The sequence below is a fragment of the Paenibacillus sp. 2RAB27 genome (assembly GCF_052115445.1).
GTDB lineage: Bacteria > Bacillota > Bacilli > Paenibacillales > NBRC-103111 > Paenibacillus_E.
Genome location: NZ_JBFRGR010000023.1, coordinates 77,940 through 101,218, shown reverse-complemented (window position 1 = coordinate 101,218; position 23,279 = coordinate 77,940). Strand labels below are relative to the sequence as shown.

Sequence of the window (23,279 nt, the reverse complement as noted above, 5' to 3'; positions counted from 1 at the left end):
AGGCAAGGAAGGATATTTTTTCTCCAATTTGAAAATAGTAAGATCATTAGCACGTCAGGGGGGTTCTGCGTGATTCAAGTGCTCTCGACATGGCAAACATTCTGTCTGTTGTTTTTATTCCAGCTAGGTACAACCATTGTATTTGGCTTCGCTGGCGGTGCTAAGCAGGACGCTTGGTTAGCTGCCCTACTCAGTGCAACCATTGGGATAGGCATCGTATGGATGTTTTCTCGTATTTATCAACGCAATCCAGGTGAAACCCTAGTTTCCCTGCTTCAAATAACCTTCGGCAAGTACGTAGGCCACCTGTTAACCTCATTCTATATTTTTGCTTTTATTTACGAATCGGGGCGCATTCTAAGGGATTTAGGCGAGTTGATGAGCACATTTCTACTCCCAAGTACACCAGCTCCATTCTTAATGCTGCTTCTTGTCGTATTGGTTGCTTATGCTTGTTATGCTGGAATTGAACGCATTGCTCGGTTAGCTGAACTCAGTATTATCATCGTATTTTTGTTTACCTGCGTCCAACTCATTCTGCTTTTCTTCTCGGATGTCATTGACTTCTCGTGGCTGCTGCCAGTGGCATCGGACTGGCGAAGTATTGGCGTAACGGTATTCCCGCTAGGCTTAACAACGACCTTCGGTGAAGTTATCGTCTTCGCCGTATTCTGGAAATTGACTGTCAGTCCTCGCAAGTTTCGCAAGGCCGCGCTGTACTCCTCTCTTCTAGTCGGCGCTGTTTTTGTCTTACTTGATCTCGTTGCCGTTAGTACGCTAGGAGCGGATCTGTTCTATCGTTCTTTTTATCCGCTTCTCACCAGCTTTCAGTTGATCCGAATCGCCGATTTCATCGACAATTTGGATCCCTTTGTCGTAACAACTTTCGTTACTGGCGGATTGTTCAAAATCATTCTGTACGCCTACGCGGCATGCACGACAATCACCATGCAGTGGAAAACGGAAAATCATCGCGCGGTTATTATACCAGTCGCTTTGCTGATTTGGTTTATTTCCATCTTCACCGCCAAAAACATTGCCAGCCATATTTTTGTTGGCCTGAAGATTGTTCCTTGGATTATCGAACTCCCTTTATTCGTCATAATCCCATTGGTTATTTTCATCCTGAACGGGGTATTTAGAAAACGCAGCGTAGGGAGCTAAGGAGGGTGAATCGGATGCAACAAACACCTGTTGATGAGGCCATCGATGTGGCTCAGCTGCAAGCTGATATCAATCAGCAGCTTGATCATGATCCAGATTTAGTCTTTGTACACATCCGTTCTACCCTTATTGCTTACATCTCAGGCTTGGTTGACGCAGATCGGATTGAACGCGAGATAACCAAACCCTTATTTGAAGCGCAGCCTACAACTGAAACGCTATCCTCCCACCTTCTGACACCTGAAGTTAAACAAACCAATTTATTTGAAACGTTGATCGATAGTCTGCTCATTGGCTTTGTTATGATCGCCGAGCAAGGGGAGATGCAGGTGATATTGGCCAATCTGGCCTGCCTGCCACATCGTAATATCGAGCAGCCTGAAACGGAATCAGGTGTCCGCGGCCCTAGGGAAGGCTTCACAGAGCATTTGGAAACGAATGTCGCCTTACTTCGACGTCGTTTGAAAACAGACAAAATGCGGATCAAAACCTGGCAAATCGGCGCGCTCAGCCAAACGGAAGTACGGCTCATTTATTTGGACGGCATCGCGGATCAAGAAATTGTCGATGAAATCATGAAGCGGCTATCCGCTATTCATATTGATGCTGTATTAGAAAGCAGCTATATCGAAGAAATGATTCGGGATCATCCCTTCAGTATTTTCCCTACCATGGAATACACAGAAAGGCCCGATGTGGTAGCAGGCGCTCTCCTAGAAGGGAAAGTATCTATTTTCACCAATAATACGCCTTTCGTGTTAATTGCTCCTTTTCAATTCTGGTCGGCTTTCCAGTCCAGCGAAGACTACTACTTGATGTTCACCAGTGCAACCTTCATACGGTTTATTCGCTCTCTGTCCATCATTCTGGCTCTGCTATTGCCTTCTCTCTATGTGGCCATTACAACCTTCCATCCCGAAATGCTGCCGACGAATTTACTGCTTGCTGTAGCAGGAGCCCGCGAAGCCTCCCCTTTCCCTGCTATGGTTGAGGCACTCATCATGGAAATTACATTCGAAGCACTCCGGGAAGCGATACTCCGATTACCACGCGTCATGGGACAAACCGTCAGTATCGTCGGCGCTCTCGTTATCGGACAAGCGGTTGTGCAAGCAGGTATCGTATCGACCCCCATGGTGATCGTCGTTTCCGTAACGGGAATCGCTTCCTTCATGATTCCGCGCTATAACATGACCTTCTCCATTCGGATCATGCGCTTGCTGCTGCTCTTGCTCGCTGGCACGCTCGGCTTCGTCGGAATCCTGCTAGGGTTGTTTACGCTTGCCATCTATTTAACGGGAATCCGCTCCGTTGGCGTTCCCTACCTATCTCCAATTGGACCTTTACGATTAAAAGGACTGCGGGACTTTCTAATCCGTTCTCCGCATTGGATCCTTGACCGTGATCTGGCTGCAACTCCGCCAGAGGCAGATACCAAGAGGCACGAATGATGAGACGAATGAGTCAACTGATGACGTATACGATGATGCTGGTCCTTCTGACAGGGTGCTGGGATCGCAAAGAAATTAATGACATTGCCATCATTCAGCTTTCCGCATTTGATCTGATGGCGGATACAGGCAAATACCGTGGCTATGTTCAAGTTGCAATTCCTAAATCGATTGGTGCTGGCCAATTGACCACAAGTGGTGGCACGCAACAGAAGACGTACATGCCGCTCGTCGATTATGGCGACAATATGGAGGCTATGACCGTGAAGCTAGAGCGCAAGCTTTCAAGAGATATGTTGCCTTCACACCGCAGGATCTTCATGGTCGGAGAATCCTTAGCCCGGCAAAACATGGCGCCATTGCTAGATTTGATTTCAAGAAATCCCAAAAATCGTTTGCGCACCTATCTTGTTATTGCCCGGAATACCGATGCCAAAAGTCTCGTCGAGACGGAGTACCCCTTAGAAGCCACGAAGGAAGAAGCCTTGCGTGAAATCATAGTTCGAAAAATGGTAGTCCCTTCGATGCTTCGCAATTTCTATGCCTCCTCCGCTGCTACAGGTATTGAGCCCATTGCAGCTGCGTTCTCCAAAGATAAAGATGATAAAATTTTATTGAACAGTGTTGCCTTGTTTAATAAAACCGCTTTGGTAGGCTATGTGGACAACATGCAAGCTGTTGCGCTTACAAGCCTGTTAGGCAAAAAGCCTTTCGGCGACGTGGAGGTAGCTCTCCCTGAACAGAAAAATAAATTGTCTGTCCGGCTCACTACGTTAACTACGAAGAAACGTGTGGAAGTCTCCGGTGAGCAGCCGCATTTTATTGTGGATATTCACGCTACTGGCCGTATCATGGATAATCGCTCGAAACTGGATCCAAGTGATCCAGCGACTATGAAGCAGCTTAATGCATCTTTCCAAGAGCAAGTTACGAAGATATATCAGGAGCTTTTTCACACCCTGCAAACGACCTACAAGACGGACAATGTCGGGTTTGGACAATCTGTCTATCGGAAGTATCCAAAGCTGTGGAAAAAAATCGAGAAGGATTGGGAAACTATCTTCCCTGAAGTCGACGTTCAATTCAAAGTTGACGCTAATATTTTTCAAATTGGTGTTCAGGGCGCTCCTTATTACTTAAGAGAGGATGAGATTAGTCAATAATGTGGATTAAATTGACCGCACTTACGATTCCATCCATCCTCATCGCCATCCAGCAAATGTCCTATTGGACGAAACAGGGAAAAGGAAACCGTAAACAAGCGTTTGTCTTTCTCATCTGGATGATCCTAGCTTGGGGAATCGGCTGCGCCTTTATCAGCGGATTCCGTCTTCCAGAACCTACAAAACCCTTATTCCCTGGCTGGAAGTAGGTCGGGTTAACACGCTTCCACTTCTGCCCACATACATTAATCTCATTGATTAATGCATTCGTGGGAGGAATTTCCTTTGAAGATATACCCGATTGATCTGCTTATATTTGCTCCACATCCCGATGATGAAATACTCGGGACAGCGGGCACGATCATGGACGCCATTGCCTGCGGCAAGAGAGTTCATGTCGTGTTCTTCACGAATGGCGATGGCTACCCGGAAGCGGCTACCCTCTTATTCGGCAAGCCGCCAGAGGAGCTAGGGCCAGCGCATTACTTAGAGCTGGCGCGTATACGCCAGCAAGAGGCTCTGACAGCCGCAGCGATGATCGGGCTTCGCCCACAGGATCTGACGTTCCTCGGCTATCCAGATGCCGGGCTGGGCCGTGTATATGCCACTACGGGCGCGATGCCGCCCTTTCAGCAGCGTTTTACGCAGCGGCAGGCAACTTACGGCGGGCTCGTGCCTGATTTTCACTCGATGTATTACGGCTGCCCCGCACCGTATCGGAAGGCTTGCGCCCTCGGTGATACGAAAGCATTGATCACGATGCTGCAGCCTCATGAGATTTATGTCACCGATGCTGCCGATACCCACCTCGATCACGCGACGGCTCATGCTTTCGTAATGGAAGCCATCCTGCAAACTGGGTATACGGGTGCGCTCTATACCTATTTGATTCATAGCGGTGCGGAATCTCAGTGGCCATGGCCACGGGGCATCACACCGGAGCTTCCTTTCGAAGCGCACCTTGCAGAGGGGCATCGCGTTCCGTTGAATGTATCTTGGCCGCCGCCGATCCGCCGACCACTGACGCTGGCCCAGGCCTATTGCAAGTGGCAGGCACTGCTTGCTTATCGTACGCAGATTCAAGTAGAACCGGAGTTTCTACAATCTTTTATCAAATGTGAAGAGATTTTCTGGACGCCGAATGCATACAAATGAATGCCGCTGTCTGTTGCAGTGGCTTTGGGAGTGAATATGAGCCGCTATGAGCCGCATTTTGCTAATTGAAGATGAAGAACGTATTGCCCGTGTGCTGCAGTTGGAGCTTGAGCATGAAGGCTATGAGGTACTTATTTGTGGGGATGGGCGATCTGGACTTCAAGCTGCTTTGAGCGAAGAAGGATGGGATCTCATCCTTCTTGACGTTATGCTCCCAGAGCTCAACGGACTTGAGGTTCTAAGGCGCCTTAGACAGGTTAATGCTTCCCTTCCTGTCATTCTGCTGACTGCGCGCGATGCCATCCCTGATCGCGTCAGCGGGCTGGATCAGGGCGCTAACGACTATGTCACGAAGCCTTTTGCCACTGTAGAGCTGCTAGCCCGCATTCGTAGTCTGCTCCGGCAGAAGAGTCTGCAAGAACAAGTGCCTGAGCAAGATCATTTGTTGAAAGTCGATGAGCTTACGATGGATTTGAAGAGCCGGGCGGTCACGCGTGAGGGCACGGCGATTGAGCTAACGCCAACGGAGTTTGATTTGCTGCGCTTCCTGATTCAGCATCAGAACGAGGTCATGTCGCGTGAGCAAATTATTACCGAGGTGTGGGGCTATGATTTTATCGGAGATACGAATGTTGTCGATGTGTATATCCGTTATTTACGTCAGAAAGTGGACAAGCCTTTCACCACTAAACTGATTCAAACGATTCGCGGCATCGGCTATTTGATTAAGACGGAAAAGACGGATTCAGAAGGCAACTCTTCCTCCGATGGACAGGAGTCTGTATGAGCTTAAGACTTAAAATTACGTTGTGGGTATCGATCGGTTTGATGGTGGTCCTATTCTTCAGTTTTACCTTTGTATATTACATGTTTATCCGCGTGACAACGAAGGGTGAGATTGACCTTTTGAAGGATAAAGCCAGGGCTTTGTTGCTGAAAGATCTACCTAACCATCCCGAATACTGGAAAGACAATATGCAAATGGATGAGCTGCTCATCCCACAAGAAATGCTGCGCTACATTACACCAGACTCGAAGGTTGCACATGAGATTTATTCCGATACGAATCTGGCCAGTTACCCAGCAAGCTATTCGACTAAGGCGTCAGAGACCCTATTAACCGATGCAGATGGCATCATATTATTCGTACGGACACCCGTGTTCAAAGACGGAAAACAAGTTGCCCTCTTAGAAATAGGACGCAGCCTGCGAAGGCTAGGCACATACTCCGAAATGTTGATCTCGATTCTTGTCCTGACTTCCATTGGTGCGCTCATATTGGCTCTGATTGGGGGTTATTTTTATACGAATGTGCTGTTTCGACCGCTCAAACAATTCATCGCGACCATGCAAAACATTGAGGAAAGCGGTTCATTCCGTCATATTACACTGCCTGCCAACCAAGCAAATGATGAACTGATGATGCTCGGCAACACCTTCAATCGTATGATTGACCGGCTGCAAGATATGTTTCGTAAACAGGAGCAATTCCTTGCCGATGCGTCTCATGAGCTGAGAACCCCGCTCACGATTATTGAAAGCTATGCAAGTCTCTTGCGAAGATGGGCTTCCAGCAATGATCAATTGCGGGAAGAGGCACTAGAGGCCATCGTGTCTGAGTCCGCCCAGCTGAAACTGCTCACACAAAATCTGCTTTCGCTCACGAATACCAACCGTGCAAACTGCGAACAGAATACTGAATTCGACCTTATCCCACTGGTTGAGCAAACCGCCGCGTCTCTCCGCGTCACTTCTTCCCGTGAGATTCGTGTACAGTTCGAGCTCAATATGAAAGAACTTCCGATGACAGGCGATCCCTATCAGATCAGGCAATTGCTTATTATTTTAATAGACAACGCTTTAAAATATAGCCAGAAGATCGTGGATATCCGCATCTGTTTGCAAGAGAAACAGGTGATTATTAAAGTCATGGATCAAGGCATTGGCATCCCTGAGGAGGATCTCCCCCATGTCTTTGACCGCTTCTATCGGTCTGATAAAGCTAGGAACCGTAAGCAAGGAGGAGCAGGTCTTGGACTCGCTATTGCCCAGCATATTGTGCAAAAACATCAAGGAACCATCGAGCTCTTAAGTAGTCTAGGACTAGGCTCCACGGCCGTTGTAACGCTTCCACAATCCTGTCAATAAGAACATTATAAGGGGATTCTCATCATTCTCTCAGAATTGAGCTTTCCCCCTGTTATAGCACGAATTACAAGGTTGCATGGTAAATAATAGGGCAATTTTCATCTGGTATACTGAGTCTCAGGTGGACAACCACATCGCCAAACTCATTGAACCATATGAAATAAGTTTACTTGAGATAACGCAGCGAGAGCTTAACTAATAGGCTTTTTCGCGAAAAACTCTAAGGAGGCATTCCCTATGAAAAACCCGCAAAAAACTTGGTACAAAAAATTAGTCGTGACGGCATTGTCCGTATCTATAGGATTATCAGTAGCTGCAGCAGCTACACCAGGTAAAGCAGAAGCAGCTACGAGTGCGTCAACAGGAGTAGCCAATGCTACAGCGCTTACAGCTTCAGCAACATCAACTTCCAGAGGCAGCCAAGTCATTTCCATTGGTAAAAGATATTTAGGAACACCTTACAAATTCGGAGCTACTGCAGGTCAAACACGTAACTTTGACTGCTCTTCCTTCACACAATATGTATTTAAAAAAGTAGGCGTTAGCCTGCCGCGTACATCTCAACAACAAGCTCGTGTTGGTAAGTATGTATCCCGCGGCAACCTGCGTGTTGGAGATTTGGTGTTCTTCTCCATCCCTGGTAAGCCGGGTGTCATTCACCACGTAGGGATCTATGCAGGTAATAATAAAATCCTTCAAACCTACGGCGCTGGCGGTGTTCGCGTTACCGATCTGAACAGCGGGACTTGGTCTTCCCGTTATATGACAGCACGTCGCGTGCTGTAGTCGGTTAGGGTGATTTAGGCAGACAAGTGTTTCACCGCTTAACATAGTAAATGGACTAGAGTCGGATTAGATGGAAAACCTCCATCTATTTCGGCTCTTTTTGTGTGATAAAACAAAATAGCTGGATTTCCTCCCGTTAATATTGGCTATTTGGCAGGTGAGGAAACGCTGAAATTAGCTACATATAATCCATTTGTTTTCATTTTCGGCTTGTTTTCTGCGGAAATAACTACAGGAAATCCATCTAGTTTGTGGAGGGGGAAGTGGCGCGGGAGGTGAACGTGCTACTTGTGGCGGGGAGCTGATAGGAGGTTTGCGGGGCGCGTGTGGCGGAGAGCTCCGTGAGTTGGGATTGTTCGGCTTATTGATCAGTTTGGGCGAATGGCCCCACCAACTAAGTCGCTCCTCCCAACCAAACCCAAAGAACCCCCCTCAGCCATATGGCCTAAGGGGGTTCTTTGGGTTACTACTCGGTGACTAGTACCGGATATACGCCTCATGATAGCTCTCCTTCAAACCGCGCTTGCGAATCTTGATCTCCAATACTCGCTGCTTATAGGTGGCATTGGCAGTTCTCGGCAGCACCAGCGTAGGCAATTTTACGATACGATTCTTACCATTCGAAAAACCTGTCAGCTTAATTTGATTTGATTTGACGAACACTTGGAGCGCTCTGGGGTCTTCTTCCTTTGCAATTTTCACCTTAACAATGACGTGCTCATGCGTCTCAAAAATTTCTGTACCAATGGTTCCAGAGGATGAAATGCTGGTATCCATGCCTGGCATCGCTTTTTTCAGCATGTCCTGTACATATCCTTCAGCCCACGTCATATTATCTAGAAAGGTCTGCCCTTGTTCGGCGAAAGGCAGCTTTTGTCCAAGAAACTTCTCGACCTGTTCCCACTTCAGCCAAGGATGGCGATTAAATCCGCTCAAGCCTATCACCTCATTTTGCTAACAGTATATGTGCCTAAGTTCCGATGTGACACCCTTACAATAAACGGCTACGCCGTCCCACTTAGGACGAGTGCGTTTATCTAAAAATATAGCTCATGTAATGTGTGAAACATATACTTCCTACTATTTCCCGAAAATTCAGAGCACCTCTAGGCGGATACCTCATATACTGTAGGTGTGATAACGCAAGGGGGATCGGATTATGCCAGCTATCGTCGGGAATGTGAAAATTATTAGTGTCGGCTCCAGTTCTGTCGTTCATTTCGGCGATTCCTTTATTATTTCACCTACTAGTTCCTCCAAGACTTTCGCCGGAGCCGGTTCATTTAATACCGGGGATTTCCCGCGTGTCTATAATACTTATAGTACGACGGTCACCAATGATTCGGACTTTATTGATGCGAACGCGAGCGGCAATATCCTCTGACAATTGTCAGCCTAGAGCGAGGTGTTCTACGAATATGAACTGGACCATCCATCAAACCATTATGATTCAGCAGCTAAAAGTAAACTCTGTGGCCAACTCATCCGTCCTCCAAATTGGCACAGCGGGATCGATTCGCTCCTTATCTAATCTATACAATACAGGCGGTTTCGTAGAGCCTGCTCCGGAGCTTGGAACAAGTGCGGTTAATCCTGTAGCCCTTGTTCCTTTGCCGGCACCGAAATAACGCTATCCAAACCTTATACATGGCGCTTCAAGATTAGCCAGGCAGTCCTTTGAATATCGGAGTCATCCGGAAGGAGGTGCACGTTCGAATGAATAATGCGATCACGTGGCAGCAATGGGCCCAGCAGATCACCGCCTGTCTCGACATGCAGAAACAGCGCATCGATAAATTAGAGCAAACCGTAAACAAGCTGCAGGCGGATCTGAAAGCCATGAAGGACGAGAAGCGCATTCACATTGATAAAATTGAATATAATTTTGATCAGCTTAAGGTTGAAAAGCTAGACGGGACGCTAACGATCGGAATCAGTCCAAGCGCCATAGATCAAATTGAGGATCTCAGTGTGAATGGTAATTCCTTGAACAAAGAAAATAACGGTGGCGGCATGACTCCCATGGATATGAATCCTTTTTATCAGGGCGGACAATATCAGGGGACAGGACCAAGTGGCGGGATCGGCGCGGGTCAAGATGCCGTGCGCAGAGAAGCTGCCAAGCAAGGAAAAGACATTCAAGCGGATGTTGCTAGCGGCATTGAACAGTATTTGCAATTTGGCGTGCAGGGCGATATTAACAACCTTGAACATAAATATCAGCATCCACTCGATGAGGATTACAAAGATTTGATCATCGAAGATATTCGCAAGCAACTGGATACGCGTATCCAGCATTATGTGAATCAATACCGCGGCGTTGGATTCAAAGAACCTTTGGAGGCTGTAACCAATAACATTATGGACAAAACAAAGCAAGACATCCTTTCCGCGATTGAGACTTACATATCCAGTCTGCCGAAATAATTACTTGCACTTAGATCACTTAACTTAAGGGAGAGAAGGGCTAAAGATGTTTAATTTACATGTAGAAAATAAACAAATCTGTGTTGGCGATGTCCGTATCGTCGGGGTATCCAGTTCGTCCATATTCCTGATCGGGGATACAGAGGTTATTTCCTTATCTTCGATGTTTGATACACCTCCTGAATCGGTCATCATCGCTCCTTTCATTCCACTTTCTCCGGAGGGTTAATCGATGGCTCGACTATCAATTGTTGGCAACATTTATCTCAATAGCATAGTTTCATCAAGCACGATGCATGCAGGGGATAATGTTTATACAGCTCTGCAGAACCGCGTTTTTGCTGTACAGCGTGAAGTACCTATTTATTATGGGAATGAGGGCAGCTTCGCAGCTTACCCTTTCTTCCAACGGCCTTTCCCTATCCCGCAGCCTCCCGAACCTTTCACAATGTGTGTGGATAACTTAGGGAGCTATATAACGGTTCGTAACATACGTATTCTCGGAGTCGCGGCTTCATCGCTTTTTCAAATCGGCAGCAATCGCGTTACGACTGCCGAAACCCGCATCAAGAATATTCGTCAATTCGTGACGAATAAACCAGGTCCGAAGGGACAAACGACGTTCGTGTATACAGGGACAGAAGATGTGATTGGCGATATCCCTACGAAGCCGACAGCTGCTGCTGAGAACAAGCCGCCGCATTTGGTGTTCGTTACTCAGCAGCAGGCTAAACCAACGTAAGGAATTGGAAAGGAGCTAAGCAGCGTAGCTCGGGTAGGCGTACTGGTAAAGTTGCAATCATACACTTATTTTCGGCGTAAAAAGCTCAACAAGAGGAATAAGTGCAAATAGGCATCCTTTAGCGCCTAAAGCTACAAAAATGGCGGGCGGAGGCAGAAATCGTTGCTTTTTTGCAATTATTTCTGTATCCAGAGGCTGATTCGGACAAAAAGGTTGCACTTTCGCACTTTTGCAAGATCCATCGCAGTTGATTCCACACTATGAACACATCTTGAACAGATAACTATCGCAAAATATCACACAATATCGCACAAAGAGGGTCCCCCGCCACACACATGGCTTGGGACCCTCTTCTGCCTACTGCGTGAGCAGCGGCTGTGCGCGGCTTAACAGCGCAGCCATCTGCGCTCGCGTCAAGGACGCGAGCGGGCGGAACGTGCCGCCCTCGAAGCCGTCGACAAGGCCCCTGCTGCTCATCGCAGCAATGGCCTCTGCCGACCAGCTGCTCGCTGGCACGTCCGTGAACGCCTTCGCCACGCCGCTAGCAGGCGTGGCCAGCTTTAAGGCGCGGGAGAGCAGCACACTCATCTGCTCCCGCGTCATGCTCTGATCGGGCGCGAAGCGATCGCTGCTGATGCCTTGCATCAGCCCGTTCTGCTGCGCGATCCCGATCGACTGCGACGCCCAGTGGGTCGCAGGCACATCTTTGAACGCGGCGCTGGAGGCCGCCGCGCTCTCTAACCCAAGCGCGCGCACGATAATCGTCGCGGCTTCTGCCCTTGTGAGCGCCGCGTCGGGCGCGAACGTGTCTGCGGCTGTGCCGAGCATCCAGCCGCGATTCGCGGCGTTGAGGACGTCGGCTTGTGCCCAGTGCTTTTGCACATCCGTGAAGTAAAAACCATCCGCCCACAGCTGATAGTAGCTCCAAGTATCGTCAGCTTCTTGATTTAAGCTCCAGCTGCCTGTTCCTTTTAATTGATATTTCCCTACCAGTTTCAGCTTAGCTTTCATAGATTGCTCGTTATCGAACCAAACCGTGTAAGTACCGGCTGCTAATTCTGTGCCGTTCACGGTTGCTTTCACATCCGTCGCTTGAATCGTGAAGGTAGCAACAGGTGACTGGCTCGCTGCATCATAACGGATGGTCCCATGATATTGATCTACCAATTTTTGAACACTCCTAGCAGCTATACCTGCCCCATTCGATGCGGGATCTTGGTTCCAATACCGGCCATATAACGGCATGCCCAATACGATTTTATTCGCTGGAGCTTGAGACAACGCATACTGAATGGATTTCTCGACAAAGGGTAAGCTAGCAACAGGCCCCGGTGTAGGATCACCAGGATAGCTCTCATCATAGGTCATGACCATCAGATAATCGCTTACCGCTGCCAATGCTTTATAGTCATACAGACCAATCCAGTTCGTCATAGAACCTGTTGGATTTGCGGCGACAGCAACCGAAACCTCCATCGTACTCGGCAGCTCTGCTCGCAACATTTTAACGAAATCAGTGTACTTATCACGGTAGTCCGCGCCTACATTTTCAATATCCAACTGGATGCCGTCTAGCTGATTAGCTTTGATGCTTGCGACAAGTTCTTTAACTAGTGTTTCGCGTTCATCGATCGCTTTTCCACCAATCGTTCTGTCAAAATCGTTACTTAGAAACGGGACAACTCTCTTCCCTTGCCTGTGCATCTCCGTTATGAAGGACGCCTGCAGATCTATGACTTCTAAACTACCATCATCTTTTATGTGATAATAACTCGGCGACACCACGTCTAAGGTATCCCCGCTCTTATTGACTTGTGACGTAAACGTACTAGGAGCTCCGCTGAATAAGTACGACATATTGAACTTCCCCTGAGCTACCGTAGCCCCTGCTAAAACCTCATTCTTGTTCACGAAAGTAACCTGGCACATCGCACCGACGACGACTAGGGCCACAACAAGCCTTCGCCATCCACGTTTGGATTTCACCTTGTCTCATCCCCTATTCGATTCGTTTTGATTCCTTCTATCATCCTAGAAAGCTGCCAAAATCGCTACGAGTAAATACTGGAGATACGCCAAAAAACCGTTACATCCAAGGGATAGAACCCTTCCATAACGGTTTTCAAATATGTGTGAGCGATCTTTTCCCTGCGTGTATCCATCGTCATAGCAGATTACCCATGACTATAAAATCGATAGTGATTTCGACCCTTGCCCTTCACTTGATATAAGGCGATGTCGGCTTCCTTCATCATTTGGGTGACATCCGTATGATCGGAACGATACATGGTAATGCCCATACTAACCGTTGATCGAAAATTGTGCCCCTGTACTTCCCATGTTTGCTCGACACTCGCTACAATACGCCTAGCTATTCCTTCTACATGCTCCTGGCAGTCCACGGCTGGTAATAGAATCGTGAACTCATCTCCCCCCATTCGGGCAAACATATCAAATTCTCGAAGGCAGCTCTTTACCCGTTCGACGAATTCCTGCAGAAATGCATCTCCAACATCATGTCCCATCGTATCATTAATGATTTTAAAATCATCGATATCTACATAAAGGAGTGCAAACATACGATCCGTTCGTTTAGCCAGTTTCAGAAGTTGATGCACATGTTCCTTAAACAATCGACGATTCGGCAAACCTGTCAGTGGGTCATGGAAAGCCATCGCAATAAGGTGACTCTCTTGATTTTTGTGCTGTGTACGATCTTGAAGTGCAAATGCAATCTCAATCAACTCACCCTTTTCATCACACAAAGAGATCGCTGTACATTCCAACCATAGGTTAGACTCACCCGCCCCTCTCACACGAAACTCAAGTTTGCTGCTAGTCTTCGTTTGCAAGGTATGCACAAACAATTTATACACGTCTAGGCGGAACTCCACATCAACCGCCTCAATAAATTGCTCAATATGAACAGGCACAGATCCCATTATTTCGTAAAATCGGCTAGAAGCATAAATCAAATTGCCATGCGCATCCAACTGACAATACAAATCCCATGCCTGCTCGATGATTTGACGTGCGAGTATCGCTTTTGGTACTTTTGAATGATTGATAAAATCTGAACCTATTTCATTGCTCATAACCTCTGCCGCCCTCTCTTATGCCATACATAGAGACTTTGGTAGCTTAACACGAATATATAAAAATCAAATTAAGACTTTCTAAAATTTTATCAATAAGAAAGTCGAAAATTAGCGATTGCTGTCAATTCACTTCCCATTTTGAATAACCCTACCCTACTTTATACCTAAATGTGTCCGTTTGGCATATGAGAAGCTGCTTATTGTCAATAAATGGATAGAAATTTCCGGGAGAATCGTTCTATAATGTAGGTAATATATGTAATATTCGAGAGAGGGAAACACCCTTCTTACTTTAGGAGTTGTTTCATCACTGAGGGGGATTTCGAACATGGCAGGAGAAACCATTTTAGTCGTTGATGACGAGCAAGAAATTGTCCAGTTAATTCAACTCTACTTGGCGCGTGAAGGCTACAAAGTAATCAGTGCCAATAACGGACATGATGTGTTTGGCATTGTTAAAGAACATAGGCCTGATCTCATTATTCTGGATATTTTGCTGCCAGGACTTGATGGTATAGAGGTGTGTCGTCAGCTCCGCAAAACGAGTAATACGCCAATCCTATTTATTTCATGTAAAAGTGAGGATATTGACATCATTCTTGGTCTTAGCATGGGTGGCGATGATTATATGACGAAGCCGTTCAGCCCAAGTCAGCTTGTGGCCCGGGTCAAAGCACTTCTTCGCCGCAACTCCATTCGTGAGCAGCATCAGGATGATCCCCAATTGGTTAAATTCCCTGGTTTAGAAATTGATCTCGTGAGCCATATCGTACGTGCCAATGGACAAACGATCTCCCTTTCAGCCAAAGAATTCGACTTGCTCTCCTTAATGGCCAAGACACCTAACCGTGTTTATAAAATCGAACACCTCTTTGAACTCATTTGGAGCTTGGACAGCATGGGCGATCCACGCACACTCATTGTACATATTAGCAATTTACGCAAAAAAATTGAGCTTAATCCAGCTGAGCCCCGCTACATCATTACTGTACGAGGCGTAGGGTACAAATTTAACGGCTCCGCTATTTAAAAACTAGCGATGCAGCCACTCCGTTATGAACTGCTGGAGAGGCACTGCTACCGCGGCAATGACAAGTGATGGCAGCATATTGGCCACGTTGATTTTTCTTATTTGCAAAATATTCATTCCTACACCTATCACCAACACGCCGCCTACCGCGGTAATTTGTACAATCATGGCATCCAGAGAGGCTTGGCTGAACGCCATGGCGATCACGGTTGCCAACAACGCAATCGTTCCTTGCATCACGAACACGGATGCCGCAGAGAAGACAACGCCAATCCCCAATGTCGATGCGAAGATGATGGATAAGAACCCATCCAGCAACGACTTGGTGTATAAAATATCATGATTATGCCGCAGCCCGCCATCCAAGGGGCCTAGTATCGCCATAGCACCGATGCAATAGACAAGTGTACAAGTAACGAAGCCTTCCGATATGCTAGTTGGCGCTGCTGGATGAGAGGCCGGTTGCTTGTTTATCTTGGTCTGCAGCCAATCGCCAAGTTTGGTCAGATTCGCTTCTATCCGCATGAGCTCTCCAAGAATACCGCCAATCACAATGCTCATGATAACGAGCACAATTTGATCTGATTTGAGTGCCATTGTAATACCTAACACAGTAATTGCGAGCCCTAGGCCCTGCAGAACTGTGTTTTTTATGCTTTCTGAGATGCGGGGCAGCCCAATGCCTAATAATCCACCGATAATAATGGCAACTGCATTCACGATCGTCCCCCATAAAGCCATGCCTTTCATTCCTCTCTGCGTACAAGCTATGATGACCTTCTCATTCTACATGATTCTTCTCATAATTTCCTGCCACCTTGGAAATGGTAAGGATAAGCAACAGGAAAGGAGGCATGTTGGATGTCGAAAAACAAATCAATGGATCCCATGACTGGCGATACGGTCGAAACCGATGGTATTTATGCCAATGAGGCTGGGCAAGAGGTTACCCTTAAACGAGGTGATGAGTTCCCTGCCGATCTTGTTCTAGGTCGTAGTACGTATGAGCTGCAAGGCTTTGCTGACGAGGCGGAGATTGATCACGATCAATCGGAACTTAACCCCATGCGTAAGCGTGTAGATGCAAGAACCTAAGCTTCACTAAGCATGCAATCCTGCACAAAAAAACCGAGTGGCCTCTATGGCTTCTCGGTTTTTCTCTCTTCTGTGCTATACTAGGGGGAATACATTGGTTAATTTTCCCCGGGGGATTCCTATATGACACGCATTATGATAATTACAGGCGGCACACTTGGCGATTGGGCGCTAGAAGAGATTCGCGCGGATGATATTCTGGTTGGATCCGATCGTGGGGCCCTATTTCTCATTCAAAACGGCCACCTCCCTCATATTTCGATGGGGGATTTCGACTCCGTTACAATTGAGGAGCTTGCCCTTATTCGAGCTTCTAGCAAAGAGTTCATAGACTGTGATCCGATTTATAAGGATCTGACGGATACGGAGATGGCTTTTAACTGGGCGCTGGATCAAAAGCCAAGCCAAATTCTGCTCGTCGGCGCGTTAGGCACGCGGTTCGATCATTCCCTTGCTAATGTGCATTTGCTTCGCAAAGGCATTGCACATGGCATTCCCTGTGCAATAATGGATGCCAATAATCTCATCATGGTGATCGATCGACCTACTCGCGTGAGGAAGGGTCCGTACACACATACTTCCCTGCTTCCACTAAGCCTAGAGGTCACGGGGATCACGCTGCACGGCTTCCAATATCCCCTACATCAAGCAACGCTTGAAATTGGGATGTCGCTTGGCATCAGTAATATTCTCCTTGAGCCAGAGGGCCTCATTGAGCTTTCCTCAGGCTTATTGCTTGTGATTCAAAGCAAGGATTAGTGAGATGCTGGTCCCACTATTTCCATCTTGGCGGCTAGAATTGGCCGTGGAATCCGTGGAATCCGCGCTCCGTAAGCTTCACTCGACAGAAGTTACATGAAAATTTGGAAATTCGACACGCCCTTCCCTGCTATTGGATAGCTAATTCTGTTATAATAAAGGATACGCTAGACATTTACTGAGATATTGAGGTCGTTTAAGCATGCCCCCTGTTCAAGAGAATCTTGTAAGAAATCTTCTTCCTACCAAACTACCTTCTGTTATCACACATTTTGCATCTCGACATGTCCTTACAACACGTGAAGCCGAAATTATTAGCCTGATCGCTTTGCGTGGTTATAGCAACAAAGAAATCGCGGATTATTGCTTTATCAGTGAGAAAACAGTCAAAGTACACATCGAGAAAATCATGGATAAAGTCGGCACGCGATCGATGCGCAAGCTTCTATCGGCTATTATCAGCACCGACGCTTACCCTTCATAATGAGACTAAAAGAACCGCCAGTTGCGTAGAGCAGCTGGCGGTTCTTTTGGAGACGTTGCTTCGCCGAAATGACGGCGGGAACTTATTTTCCAGCTAATCGCCGCGAGAGCTCACTGGACATCTACGCTACATCGCAGCGGTGAGCTTCTGCACAAACAGCTCTAGATAGCGCTGGTCGACGTCATCGAACCGATTGAGGCTCGGGCTGTCGATATCCAGCACACCGACAAGTTCGGCACCCACTACAATTGGGATCACAATCTCCGATTGCGAAGCCGCATCACAAGCGATATGCCCAGGAAAAGCGTGGACATCAGGAACAAGCACAGTTTCCATGCGCTCAGCTGCCGTTCCGCACACTCCTTTACCGAAAGGGATTCTTACGCAGGCCGGCAATCCCTGAAAAGGTCCGAGCACAAGCTCCTTCCGCTCAAGCTGCTCGTCCACCAAGTAGAATCCTACCCAGTTGATGTCCTCTAAGAACTGCCCCAGCAATGCAGATGCATTCGCTAGATTCGCAATACGATTCGGTTCATCCTGTATTAATGCGTGGACTTGCTCGATCAGCAAGGTAAATTGTTCTTCTCTTGTGCCGCTGTAATTTGATTTCGCAAACATCTGTCATCATCCTCTTCTGCCTAGTCTACTTTCATCATACCAAATGAAATGCTCCCCGCCAAAAGATACTGGAGCGACTAACTCTGGTGAAACGAAGCTGAAACCCCAGAATTAGTCTACAAAACCGACTAACTCTGGTGAAACGATGCTGAAACCCCAGAATTAGTCTACAAAACCGACTAACTCTGGTGAAACGAAGCTTAAACCCCAGAGTTAGTCTACAAAACCGACTAACTCCTCTCCTTATGTATGTATACAAAAAAGAGGACAATCCGCTCATTCAGCCGATTGCCCTCAATAAGATCTTATTTTTGTCCGTAGTATGCGTTTGCGCCGTGCTTTCTTAGGAAATGACGATCCAGCAAGGTTTGGTCCATCGACTGAATGGAAGGGTTCAAGTTGTACGTACGATATGCAATCTTCGCAACCTCTTCCAATACAACAGCGTTGTGAACAGCATTATGCGCGTCCTTGCCCCAGCTAAATGGTGCATGACAGTTCACTAACACGCTCGGAACCATCGCGGGATCCAACTCACGGAACGTTTCAATGATCACGTGGCCTGTCTCCAACTCGTAAGCCCCTTGAATTTCCGTCTCAGTCATCAGACGCGTGCACGGCACTTCGCCGTAAAAGTAATCGGCATGTGTCGTACCGAGTGCCGGAATCGCGCGGCCAGCCTGCGCCCAGCTTGTCGCCCAAGGCGAATGCGTGTGAACGATGCCGCCAATCGACGGGAAAGCACGATACAGCGCCAAATGCGTTGGCGTATCCGAAGATGGCTTCATTTTGCCTTCCACAGGGTTACCCTGCAGATCCACGACAACGAGGTCTTCTGCCTTCAAATCCTCATAAGGTACGCCGCTCGGTTTAATCACGACGAGTCCTTGCTCACGATCAATTCCGCTGACATTGCCCCATGTAAACGTAACTAGCCCATATTTGGGCAGATCCAAATTGGCTTCCAAAACTTGCTGTCTCAATTCCTCTAGCATCTGAGCTCAACACCTTCCGATAAAATGTACGTATAATACCTACATTATACACTTGTACGTACATGTTAGCTAGATGTTTATGATTAGTGGACTAATAGGCCAACTTGTATGTACAGCATCATTCACGAATGGATAATAGAGAAAACGATCGTCTTCCCATCCGACTCCAGTCGTGTTTCCACCGAATAGTTACCGATTTGCGTTGTCGTTGTTTCAAGAACACCTTTCGCTGCGGCACGTGCGCAGGCATCCGTAAATTGGCGGTTGAAAATGTCTGCATCATACCCGAATAGGAAATCCGTAAACTTGCGGATACTTTCCGTATTACGAGCAAGCACCCCGTCCTCCAATCGTACTGTGACCCCATAGGTCTTAAACTGTGGATCCAACCAGAGGGAGGCTTCATTGCTGTTGCGCGCTTCTGCCGTAACTCCGCTTAGGGATTGCGATTTGGCTTCTGAATTCCGAAATAGACGCAGCGTCGTCTCTTCCAGATCATAATTCGTCCCGCGCAGCTTGCCCGCCTGTTCCATCACTTCGTAGGCTTGCAGCATGCGCTCATCTGGGAAAACGAGCTTCTTGTAGCTGCCATCCTTGGTTGGCACGACTTTGATAAAAGCTTCGTTATCATTTTTCACGCTGACGCGCTTCGATTTTGTCTGCAAACGCGTAATAATTTGCAACGCTTCGGCACGTGTCACATATTTACCTACTCCGAAGTAACCATTCGGATACCCTTCCATGATCCCCTTCGTCATCGACTCTCCGATAAACTTCTGCTGCCTGCTCGTTGCGCTCTGTAAATCTCCGAAATGGGATGCTGCCGCAAGACTATATGTCTCGTCCTCCAAGTACTCCGTTTCCTTCAATAAATAGTACAAAATCTCCGCGACATCTTCTCGCTTCAATGAAGCTTTATAATCAGTGAATTGTCCTTTGCTTATAAAATGAAGATCACTTGCCAAATCCAAATATGGCTTAGCCCAGTAACCGACCGTATTCGGCTTAAATGTGAAATCCCGGTAGTCCTGCCCTAAAATATTTTGATTACCTGCGCTCAGCGTTTGCAAGAAGCTTGTCTTCCACTTCCGTTCCCCATTCGGGAACTTATCTGTGAAGGCTAGCAGTACAATTTTCACAAATTGGTCTGCAGTAACGGTCTCATCCGGTCGGAAGGTTCCATCTGGAAAACCATCCAGTAAACCCTGCTGTACCATTTGATCAATCGTCTGCTCCGCCCAATGTCCCCCAATATCCTTAAACCCCGCTGCCTCACTTCTACCTTGCAGACCACCTATTGATAATAGGCAACCGATCGTCGCAATTGTCACCCATTTATTCCATCGTATCATCGCCAATTTCTCCGCTTCTATCCTAATTTTCGGCACCAACTTCTACCATTCTCTAGGATAAGCCTTCTACTAGTCTTTGAGAACATGCTAAAAAGCCCATTCATTGAGGCAGGACAAGCCCTCCTTAACTGGGTCTATAGCCATATATAAGACCAAAAAGACCCTGCCCTCTACTAGGTAGAAAGCAAGATCCGCTATCGTGAACATGATTATACTTGCTTTTGCGCCCCTACTACCGCTTTAGCAGAATTGTAATAACGCATCCAGTCGACAATGTACATCATTTTAGCTAGGTAATCAGGTGCACTCCCCTGTAAATGACTATAGGGCTCTTCCTGCAGCAGTTGGTGCAGCTCGTACCCCTTTGTATAGAGAGCCTTTGTGAACGCTTCTTCCGTCTGTGGCTTGTAGAGATCCGTCCCTCGGGAAAGCTCAATTTCCTCGATAATTGTACCCCGGTAGTACGGGCAAACATTCACCTGCAGGCCCATATCGATGTAAGCTAAACCTGTATATTCATAAGGAAGCCAAATTAAATTCGTCTTCTTGTCTTCTAGCTTCACGGTGTACACTAAACCTAGGTTCAGGGCAATCGGCTGCGGATAATTGCTTATTAGCCCGGATCGCAAATGATCTGCTATATGCTCAACGAAATTCATGCTGCTCTTCCTCTCCGAAGGATCTAGTCCTTCCTTCATATTGCGTGCTAAAGCGCTTCGTTGTCAAGCAAGAACGCATACGTTCCAGTTTCTATCCTTATTGTTCTCTTTTCTAGGTACAATTTCCTGCCGATCACGCGCTAGCTATTGGGCATGAAACGTTTCAATAAAGAATACGCTCTGATGAGGCACAAAGGAGCAGGGGCTTACGAAAGATATAAGTAAAGTTTTTATTTCCAATGGTGAACTTTTCGGGAATAGATGCGTCTATATAGGAGAGGTGAGAGAATTGGAAACGACGGGTGTCCATGTATTTGATTATTTGAAGTACATTGCAGAAACAACAGATCAGAAGGTGATCCTTCGTAATTTAATGGAAACCTACGGGAATGATGTGTGGAATTATGCCTTCAGTATTTGTCGTAATAAAGATGCAGCTGACGATATTGCACAGGATGCTTTCTTAAAAGTATATCGCAATCTGACGACTTTCCGCGGTGAAGCTGCGGTTAAAACCTGGTTGCTTACGATAACCCGCAATACGGCTTATGATTATATGCGCAAAGCATTTTGGCGCAAGGTGACTCTGGTTGGATTCGTGCAATCGGGAGGTACCGCATGCTCAGCTGAAACCGAAGCGGTTGAGAATTTATATGCAAGTGAAATTTGGCAGAAGGTCATGTCTTTATCCGCAAAATATAGAGAAATTTTAATTCTTCACGCACATTATCAGATGACAACCAAGGAAATGGCAGCTATTCTGGATATTTCGGAAGGGACCGTTAAATCCAGACTTCACCACGCCAGACTTAAGGTTCTTAGTCTGAAGGAGCGTGAAGCGCTTGAACACTCCTGAGCCGGATGACTTCCAGAAGCAATTGGAAGATGCCCCCCTCGTACAGAAGGGGTTCACCTCCAAACTTCAGCAGGACATTGAGCAAACGATTCAAAAGAAGGAGCGCAATAAGTCCAAGGTAAAACMTCTTCTCTGCGTTGCTGGTTTAGGTACAGTCATGGCTGTTGTACTTCTTTTCCCATGGCATACCATGCATACACAAAGTGAGGCTGCTGCTCTCGAAGGGAAAATGATGCCGGCGGCAGTCACCGTCTCCACGCCCCCGCCTGCTCCAATCAACACAGCCTTGCTGATTGGATTACGGACGGAGCATGACGCTGCTACTAGTGGTGGCCAAGGGCGTGTGCTGTCGCCGCTTCGTTACAGCACCTATCGGACGATGCTCATAGCGCCCGTTCGCGGGCAATTACAGAAAACCTCCGAAGGCACTGGTATTTTGATGCCCTATAAGCAAAATTTCTGGAAAATCGACTCCCTCACTCATTTGACGAACAAAGGTGAGTCTCACTATTTATCTGCTCATTTGGCTGATCAGCCCATCAAGACAGAACGCTTCACAGAGCCAGAGGATCAAGAATTTAATCGCGTAGAAACACTATTGTTTGCTGGCAACCAGTACCTCTCCATTGCCGAGTCGGAGGCCGCTTGGAATGGCAATGCGCCCTATCATGCGGATCGCATCTGGGTGCGCACGCTCCCACAATTGAAGGAAGCACGTACTTTGCAATTCTACAAAAAGCCAGTGGACAAGAACCACGTGTCCTTAATGGATGTCTTTGGCACAAATACGAGTACGGATCTTGCGAGGATGTCGAGCATGGCAGACAATGCGATGAGCGAGGTATCGGGACAGAGTTGGACCGTGCAGCGTGAGGCAGGACAGTGGGTTGGCAAAGTTGCTGAAACGCCGAAAGCTAGTTTATCCAGACCTGATTCTTACGTACTGCGTGATTTCCCACGCCCATTGCCGGACAAAGTCGTTAATCACGACGAGATCTGTTGTTCTTGGACCAATATCAAGTCCTCGTGGCCGAAAGCTACGGATGCGCTAACCTCCCCCTTGGACGACATGCTTGTCATCTTCGAGGGAGATACACTCAAATTCTACTCCTATGGGCAAGCACCTGGCAGCATTCCCCAGCTTACCTTAGATCTGGAGCCTGGTGAACAGCTCGTCATGGCGCAATGGGCCACAGATCACTACGTTCAGGAGTGGATCGACAAGGTCGGGCGCTACCTGTCCACTGAGACAGAGTCTCGGCCCGCGGAAGTGGAAGCACAAGTGAAAACCCGCTAG

General features: G+C 47.3%; 27 protein-coding genes. 19 read left to right on the top strand and 8 right to left on the bottom strand.

Annotation, left to right across the window (positions count from 1 at the left end; genetic code table 11):
• The first annotated feature begins 69 nt into the window (after nt 1–69).
• The 8 genes from AB4114_RS25620 (at nt 70) to AB4114_RS25585 (ending at nt 7,867) form a co-directional block, all read left to right on the top strand.
• Nucleotides 70–1,164 (top strand): GerAB/ArcD/ProY family transporter, encoded by a 1,095-nt coding sequence (locus tag AB4114_RS25620; protein WP_441990994.1) that lies wholly within the window; start codon nt 70–72, stop codon nt 1,162–1,164.
• A 14-nt stretch (nt 1,165–1,178) separates the two neighbouring features.
• Nucleotides 1,179–2,615, top strand: coding sequence for a spore germination protein (locus AB4114_RS25615; protein ID WP_441990993.1), 1,437 nt, complete (start codon nt 1,179–1,181; stop codon nt 2,613–2,615).
• Nucleotides 2,612–3,778 carry a Ger(x)C family spore germination protein gene (locus tag AB4114_RS25610; RefSeq protein ID WP_441990992.1) on the top strand — a complete coding sequence of 389 codons (1,167 nt, stop codon included), beginning with the start codon at nt 2,612–2,614 and terminating at the stop codon, nt 3,776–3,778. Before AB4114_RS25615 ends, AB4114_RS25610 begins: the two co-directional genes overlap by 4 nt.
• Nucleotides 3,778–3,987, top strand: a complete 210-nt coding sequence (locus AB4114_RS25605) for a hypothetical protein (RefSeq protein WP_441990991.1) — start codon at nt 3,778–3,780, stop codon at nt 3,985–3,987. Before AB4114_RS25610 ends, AB4114_RS25605 begins: the two co-directional genes overlap by 1 nt.
• A gap of 76 nt (nt 3,988–4,063) precedes the next feature.
• A complete protein-coding gene (locus AB4114_RS25600; protein ID WP_441990990.1) occupies nt 4,064–4,933 on the top strand; it encodes a PIG-L deacetylase family protein in 870 nt (289 codons plus the stop codon).
• A 46-nt stretch (nt 4,934–4,979) separates the two neighbouring features.
• Nucleotides 4,980–5,720, top strand: a complete 741-nt coding sequence (locus tag AB4114_RS25595) for a response regulator transcription factor (RefSeq protein ID WP_441990989.1) — start codon at nt 4,980–4,982, stop codon at nt 5,718–5,720.
• Complete coding sequence (locus AB4114_RS25590; protein WP_441990988.1) at nt 5,717–7,081, top strand: ATP-binding protein; 1,365 nt, start codon at nt 5,717–5,719, stop codon at nt 7,079–7,081. The genes AB4114_RS25595 and AB4114_RS25590 overlap by 4 nt, the downstream gene beginning before the upstream one ends.
• Before the next feature lie 237 nt (nt 7,082–7,318).
• The gene (locus AB4114_RS25585) at nt 7,319–7,867 is read left to right on the top strand and encodes a C40 family peptidase (protein WP_441990987.1); all 549 of its coding nucleotides are present in this window, start codon (nt 7,319–7,321) and stop codon (nt 7,865–7,867) included.
• 477 nt (nt 7,868–8,344) lie between these two features.
• Here AB4114_RS25585 and AB4114_RS25580 read toward each other — a convergent pair whose 3' ends face one another.
• The gene (locus AB4114_RS25580; RefSeq protein ID WP_441990986.1) at nt 8,345–8,803 is read right to left on the bottom strand and encodes an Hsp20/alpha crystallin family protein; all 459 of its coding nucleotides are present in this window, start codon (nt 8,801–8,803) and stop codon (nt 8,345–8,347) included.
• A gap of 223 nt (nt 8,804–9,026) precedes the next feature.
• On the opposite strand from AB4114_RS25580, the gene AB4114_RS25575 reads away from it, so the two are divergent.
• From AB4114_RS25575 to AB4114_RS25555, 5 genes are all read left to right on the top strand, one after another.
• Nucleotides 9,027–9,251, top strand: a complete 225-nt coding sequence (locus tag AB4114_RS25575) for a spore germination protein (RefSeq protein WP_056610720.1) — start codon at nt 9,027–9,029, stop codon at nt 9,249–9,251.
• A 34-nt stretch (nt 9,252–9,285) separates the two neighbouring features.
• Entirely contained in the window at nt 9,286–9,495 is a 210-nt protein-coding gene (locus tag AB4114_RS25570; protein ID WP_441990985.1) for a spore germination protein GerPB, read from the top strand.
• Between the two features lie 88 nt (nt 9,496–9,583).
• On the top strand, nt 9,584–10,294 hold the full coding sequence (gerPC, locus tag AB4114_RS25565) for a spore germination protein GerPC (RefSeq protein WP_441990984.1): 711 nt from the start codon (nt 9,584–9,586) through the stop codon (nt 10,292–10,294).
• Nucleotides 10,295–10,340: 46 nt separating this feature from the next.
• A complete protein-coding gene (locus tag AB4114_RS25560) occupies nt 10,341–10,523 on the top strand; it encodes a spore gernimation protein GerPD (protein WP_441990983.1) in 183 nt (60 codons plus the stop codon).
• Nucleotides 10,524–10,526: 3 nt separating this feature from the next.
• The gene (locus AB4114_RS25555; protein ID WP_441990982.1) at nt 10,527–11,036 is read left to right on the top strand and encodes a spore germination protein GerPE; all 510 of its coding nucleotides are present in this window, start codon (nt 10,527–10,529) and stop codon (nt 11,034–11,036) included.
• A 357-nt stretch (nt 11,037–11,393) separates the two neighbouring features.
• Here the strand turns inward: AB4114_RS25555 and AB4114_RS25550 are convergent, their stop codons facing one another.
• On the bottom strand, nt 11,394–13,022 hold the full coding sequence (locus AB4114_RS25550) for an S-layer homology domain-containing protein (RefSeq protein ID WP_441990981.1): 1,629 nt from the start codon (nt 13,020–13,022) through the stop codon (nt 11,394–11,396).
• 188 nt (nt 13,023–13,210) lie between these two features.
• On the bottom strand, nt 13,211–14,131 hold the full coding sequence (locus AB4114_RS25545) for a diguanylate cyclase domain-containing protein (protein ID WP_441990980.1): 921 nt from the start codon (nt 14,129–14,131) through the stop codon (nt 13,211–13,213).
• 331 nt (nt 14,132–14,462) lie between these two features.
• Between AB4114_RS25545 and AB4114_RS25540 the strand changes: the two genes are divergently transcribed.
• Nucleotides 14,463–15,164, top strand: a complete 702-nt coding sequence (locus tag AB4114_RS25540) for a response regulator (protein WP_441990979.1) — start codon at nt 14,463–14,465, stop codon at nt 15,162–15,164.
• A 3-nt stretch (nt 15,165–15,167) separates the two neighbouring features.
• Here the strand turns inward: AB4114_RS25540 and AB4114_RS25535 are convergent, their stop codons facing one another.
• Nucleotides 15,168–15,905, bottom strand: coding sequence for a DUF554 domain-containing protein (locus tag AB4114_RS25535; protein ID WP_441990978.1), 738 nt, complete (start codon nt 15,903–15,905; stop codon nt 15,168–15,170).
• Nucleotides 15,906–16,025: 120 nt separating this feature from the next.
• Between AB4114_RS25535 and AB4114_RS25530 the strand changes: the two genes are divergently transcribed.
• The 3 genes from AB4114_RS25530 (at nt 16,026) to AB4114_RS25520 (ending at nt 17,502) form a co-directional block, all read left to right on the top strand.
• On the top strand, nt 16,026–16,259 hold the full coding sequence (locus tag AB4114_RS25530; RefSeq protein WP_056610744.1) for a hypothetical protein: 234 nt from the start codon (nt 16,026–16,028) through the stop codon (nt 16,257–16,259).
• Between the two features lie 123 nt (nt 16,260–16,382).
• Nucleotides 16,383–17,018 carry a thiamine diphosphokinase gene (locus tag AB4114_RS25525; protein WP_441990977.1) on the top strand — a complete coding sequence of 212 codons (636 nt, stop codon included), beginning with the start codon at nt 16,383–16,385 and terminating at the stop codon, nt 17,016–17,018.
• A gap of 202 nt (nt 17,019–17,220) precedes the next feature.
• Nucleotides 17,221–17,502, top strand: a complete 282-nt coding sequence (locus tag AB4114_RS25520; RefSeq protein ID WP_056610750.1) for a response regulator transcription factor — start codon at nt 17,221–17,223, stop codon at nt 17,500–17,502.
• 126 nt (nt 17,503–17,628) lie between these two features.
• Here the strand turns inward: AB4114_RS25520 and AB4114_RS25515 are convergent, their stop codons facing one another.
• The 4 genes from AB4114_RS25515 to AB4114_RS25500 all read right to left on the bottom strand — a co-directional run bounded on the left by AB4114_RS25515 (nt 17,629) and on the right by AB4114_RS25500 (nt 21,126).
• A complete protein-coding gene (locus tag AB4114_RS25515; protein ID WP_441990976.1) occupies nt 17,629–18,120 on the bottom strand; it encodes a GAF domain-containing protein in 492 nt (163 codons plus the stop codon).
• Between the two features lie 305 nt (nt 18,121–18,425).
• The gene (gene araD, locus AB4114_RS25510) at nt 18,426–19,115 is read right to left on the bottom strand and encodes an L-ribulose-5-phosphate 4-epimerase (RefSeq protein WP_441990975.1); all 690 of its coding nucleotides are present in this window, start codon (nt 19,113–19,115) and stop codon (nt 18,426–18,428) included.
• A 122-nt stretch (nt 19,116–19,237) separates the two neighbouring features.
• On the bottom strand, nt 19,238–20,467 hold the full coding sequence (locus AB4114_RS25505; RefSeq protein WP_441990974.1) for an S-layer homology domain-containing protein: 1,230 nt from the start codon (nt 20,465–20,467) through the stop codon (nt 19,238–19,240).
• Between the two features lie 209 nt (nt 20,468–20,676).
• Entirely contained in the window at nt 20,677–21,126 is a 450-nt protein-coding gene (locus AB4114_RS25500) for a hypothetical protein (RefSeq protein ID WP_441990973.1), read from the bottom strand.
• 289 nt (nt 21,127–21,415) lie between these two features.
• Here AB4114_RS25500 and AB4114_RS25495 point away from each other — a divergent pair, with 289 nt between their 5' ends.
• Both AB4114_RS25495 and AB4114_RS25490 read left to right on the top strand, forming a co-directional pair.
• The gene (locus AB4114_RS25495; protein ID WP_441990972.1) at nt 21,416–21,982 is read left to right on the top strand and encodes an RNA polymerase sigma factor; all 567 of its coding nucleotides are present in this window, start codon (nt 21,416–21,418) and stop codon (nt 21,980–21,982) included.
• Nucleotides 21,969–23,279 carry a hypothetical protein gene (locus tag AB4114_RS25490; RefSeq protein WP_441990971.1) on the top strand — a complete coding sequence of 437 codons (1,311 nt, stop codon included), beginning with the start codon at nt 21,969–21,971 and terminating at the stop codon, nt 23,277–23,279. Before AB4114_RS25495 ends, AB4114_RS25490 begins: the two co-directional genes overlap by 14 nt.

Coding starts and splice junctions, on each gene's coding strand:
- AB4114_RS25505 (WP_441990974.1), bottom strand. CDS start 20,467: ATGATACGATGGAATAAATGGGTGACAATTGCGACGATCGGTTGCCTA.
- AB4114_RS25575 (WP_056610720.1), top strand. CDS start 9,027: ATGCCAGCTATCGTCGGGAATGTGAAAATTATTAGTGTCGGCTCCAGT.
- AB4114_RS25595 (WP_441990989.1), top strand. CDS start 4,980: ATGAGCCGCATTTTGCTAATTGAAGATGAAGAACGTATTGCCCGTGTG.
- AB4114_RS25540 (WP_441990979.1), top strand. CDS start 14,463: ATGGCAGGAGAAACCATTTTAGTCGTTGATGACGAGCAAGAAATTGTC.
- AB4114_RS25610 (WP_441990992.1), top strand. CDS start 2,612: ATGATGAGACGAATGAGTCAACTGATGACGTATACGATGATGCTGGTC.
- AB4114_RS25615 (WP_441990993.1), top strand. CDS start 1,179: ATGCAACAAACACCTGTTGATGAGGCCATCGATGTGGCTCAGCTGCAA.
- AB4114_RS25535 (WP_441990978.1), bottom strand. CDS start 15,905: ATGGCTTTATGGGGGACGATCGTGAATGCAGTTGCCATTATTATCGGT.
- AB4114_RS25515 (WP_441990976.1), bottom strand. CDS start 18,120: ATGTTTGCGAAATCAAATTACAGCGGCACAAGAGAAGAACAATTTACC.
- AB4114_RS25605 (WP_441990991.1), top strand. CDS start 3,778: ATGTGGATTAAATTGACCGCACTTACGATTCCATCCATCCTCATCGCC.
- AB4114_RS25570 (WP_441990985.1), top strand. CDS start 9,286: ATGAACTGGACCATCCATCAAACCATTATGATTCAGCAGCTAAAAGTA.
- AB4114_RS25585 (WP_441990987.1), top strand. CDS start 7,319: ATGAAAAACCCGCAAAAAACTTGGTACAAAAAATTAGTCGTGACGGCA.
- AB4114_RS25555 (WP_441990982.1), top strand. CDS start 10,527: ATGGCTCGACTATCAATTGTTGGCAACATTTATCTCAATAGCATAGTT.
- gerPC (WP_441990984.1), top strand. CDS start 9,584: ATGAATAATGCGATCACGTGGCAGCAATGGGCCCAGCAGATCACCGCC.
- AB4114_RS25520 (WP_056610750.1), top strand. CDS start 17,221: ATGCCCCCTGTTCAAGAGAATCTTGTAAGAAATCTTCTTCCTACCAAA.
- araD (WP_441990975.1), bottom strand. CDS start 19,115: ATGCTAGAGGAATTGAGACAGCAAGTTTTGGAAGCCAATTTGGATCTG.
- AB4114_RS25590 (WP_441990988.1), top strand. CDS start 5,717: ATGAGCTTAAGACTTAAAATTACGTTGTGGGTATCGATCGGTTTGATG.
- AB4114_RS25545 (WP_441990980.1), bottom strand. CDS start 14,131: ATGAGCAATGAAATAGGTTCAGATTTTATCAATCATTCAAAAGTACCA.
- AB4114_RS25560 (WP_441990983.1), top strand. CDS start 10,341: ATGTTTAATTTACATGTAGAAAATAAACAAATCTGTGTTGGCGATGTC.
- AB4114_RS25525 (WP_441990977.1), top strand. CDS start 16,383: ATGACACGCATTATGATAATTACAGGCGGCACACTTGGCGATTGGGCG.
- AB4114_RS25500 (WP_441990973.1), bottom strand. CDS start 21,126: ATGAATTTCGTTGAGCATATAGCAGATCATTTGCGATCCGGGCTAATA.
- AB4114_RS25530 (WP_056610744.1), top strand. CDS start 16,026: ATGTCGAAAAACAAATCAATGGATCCCATGACTGGCGATACGGTCGAA.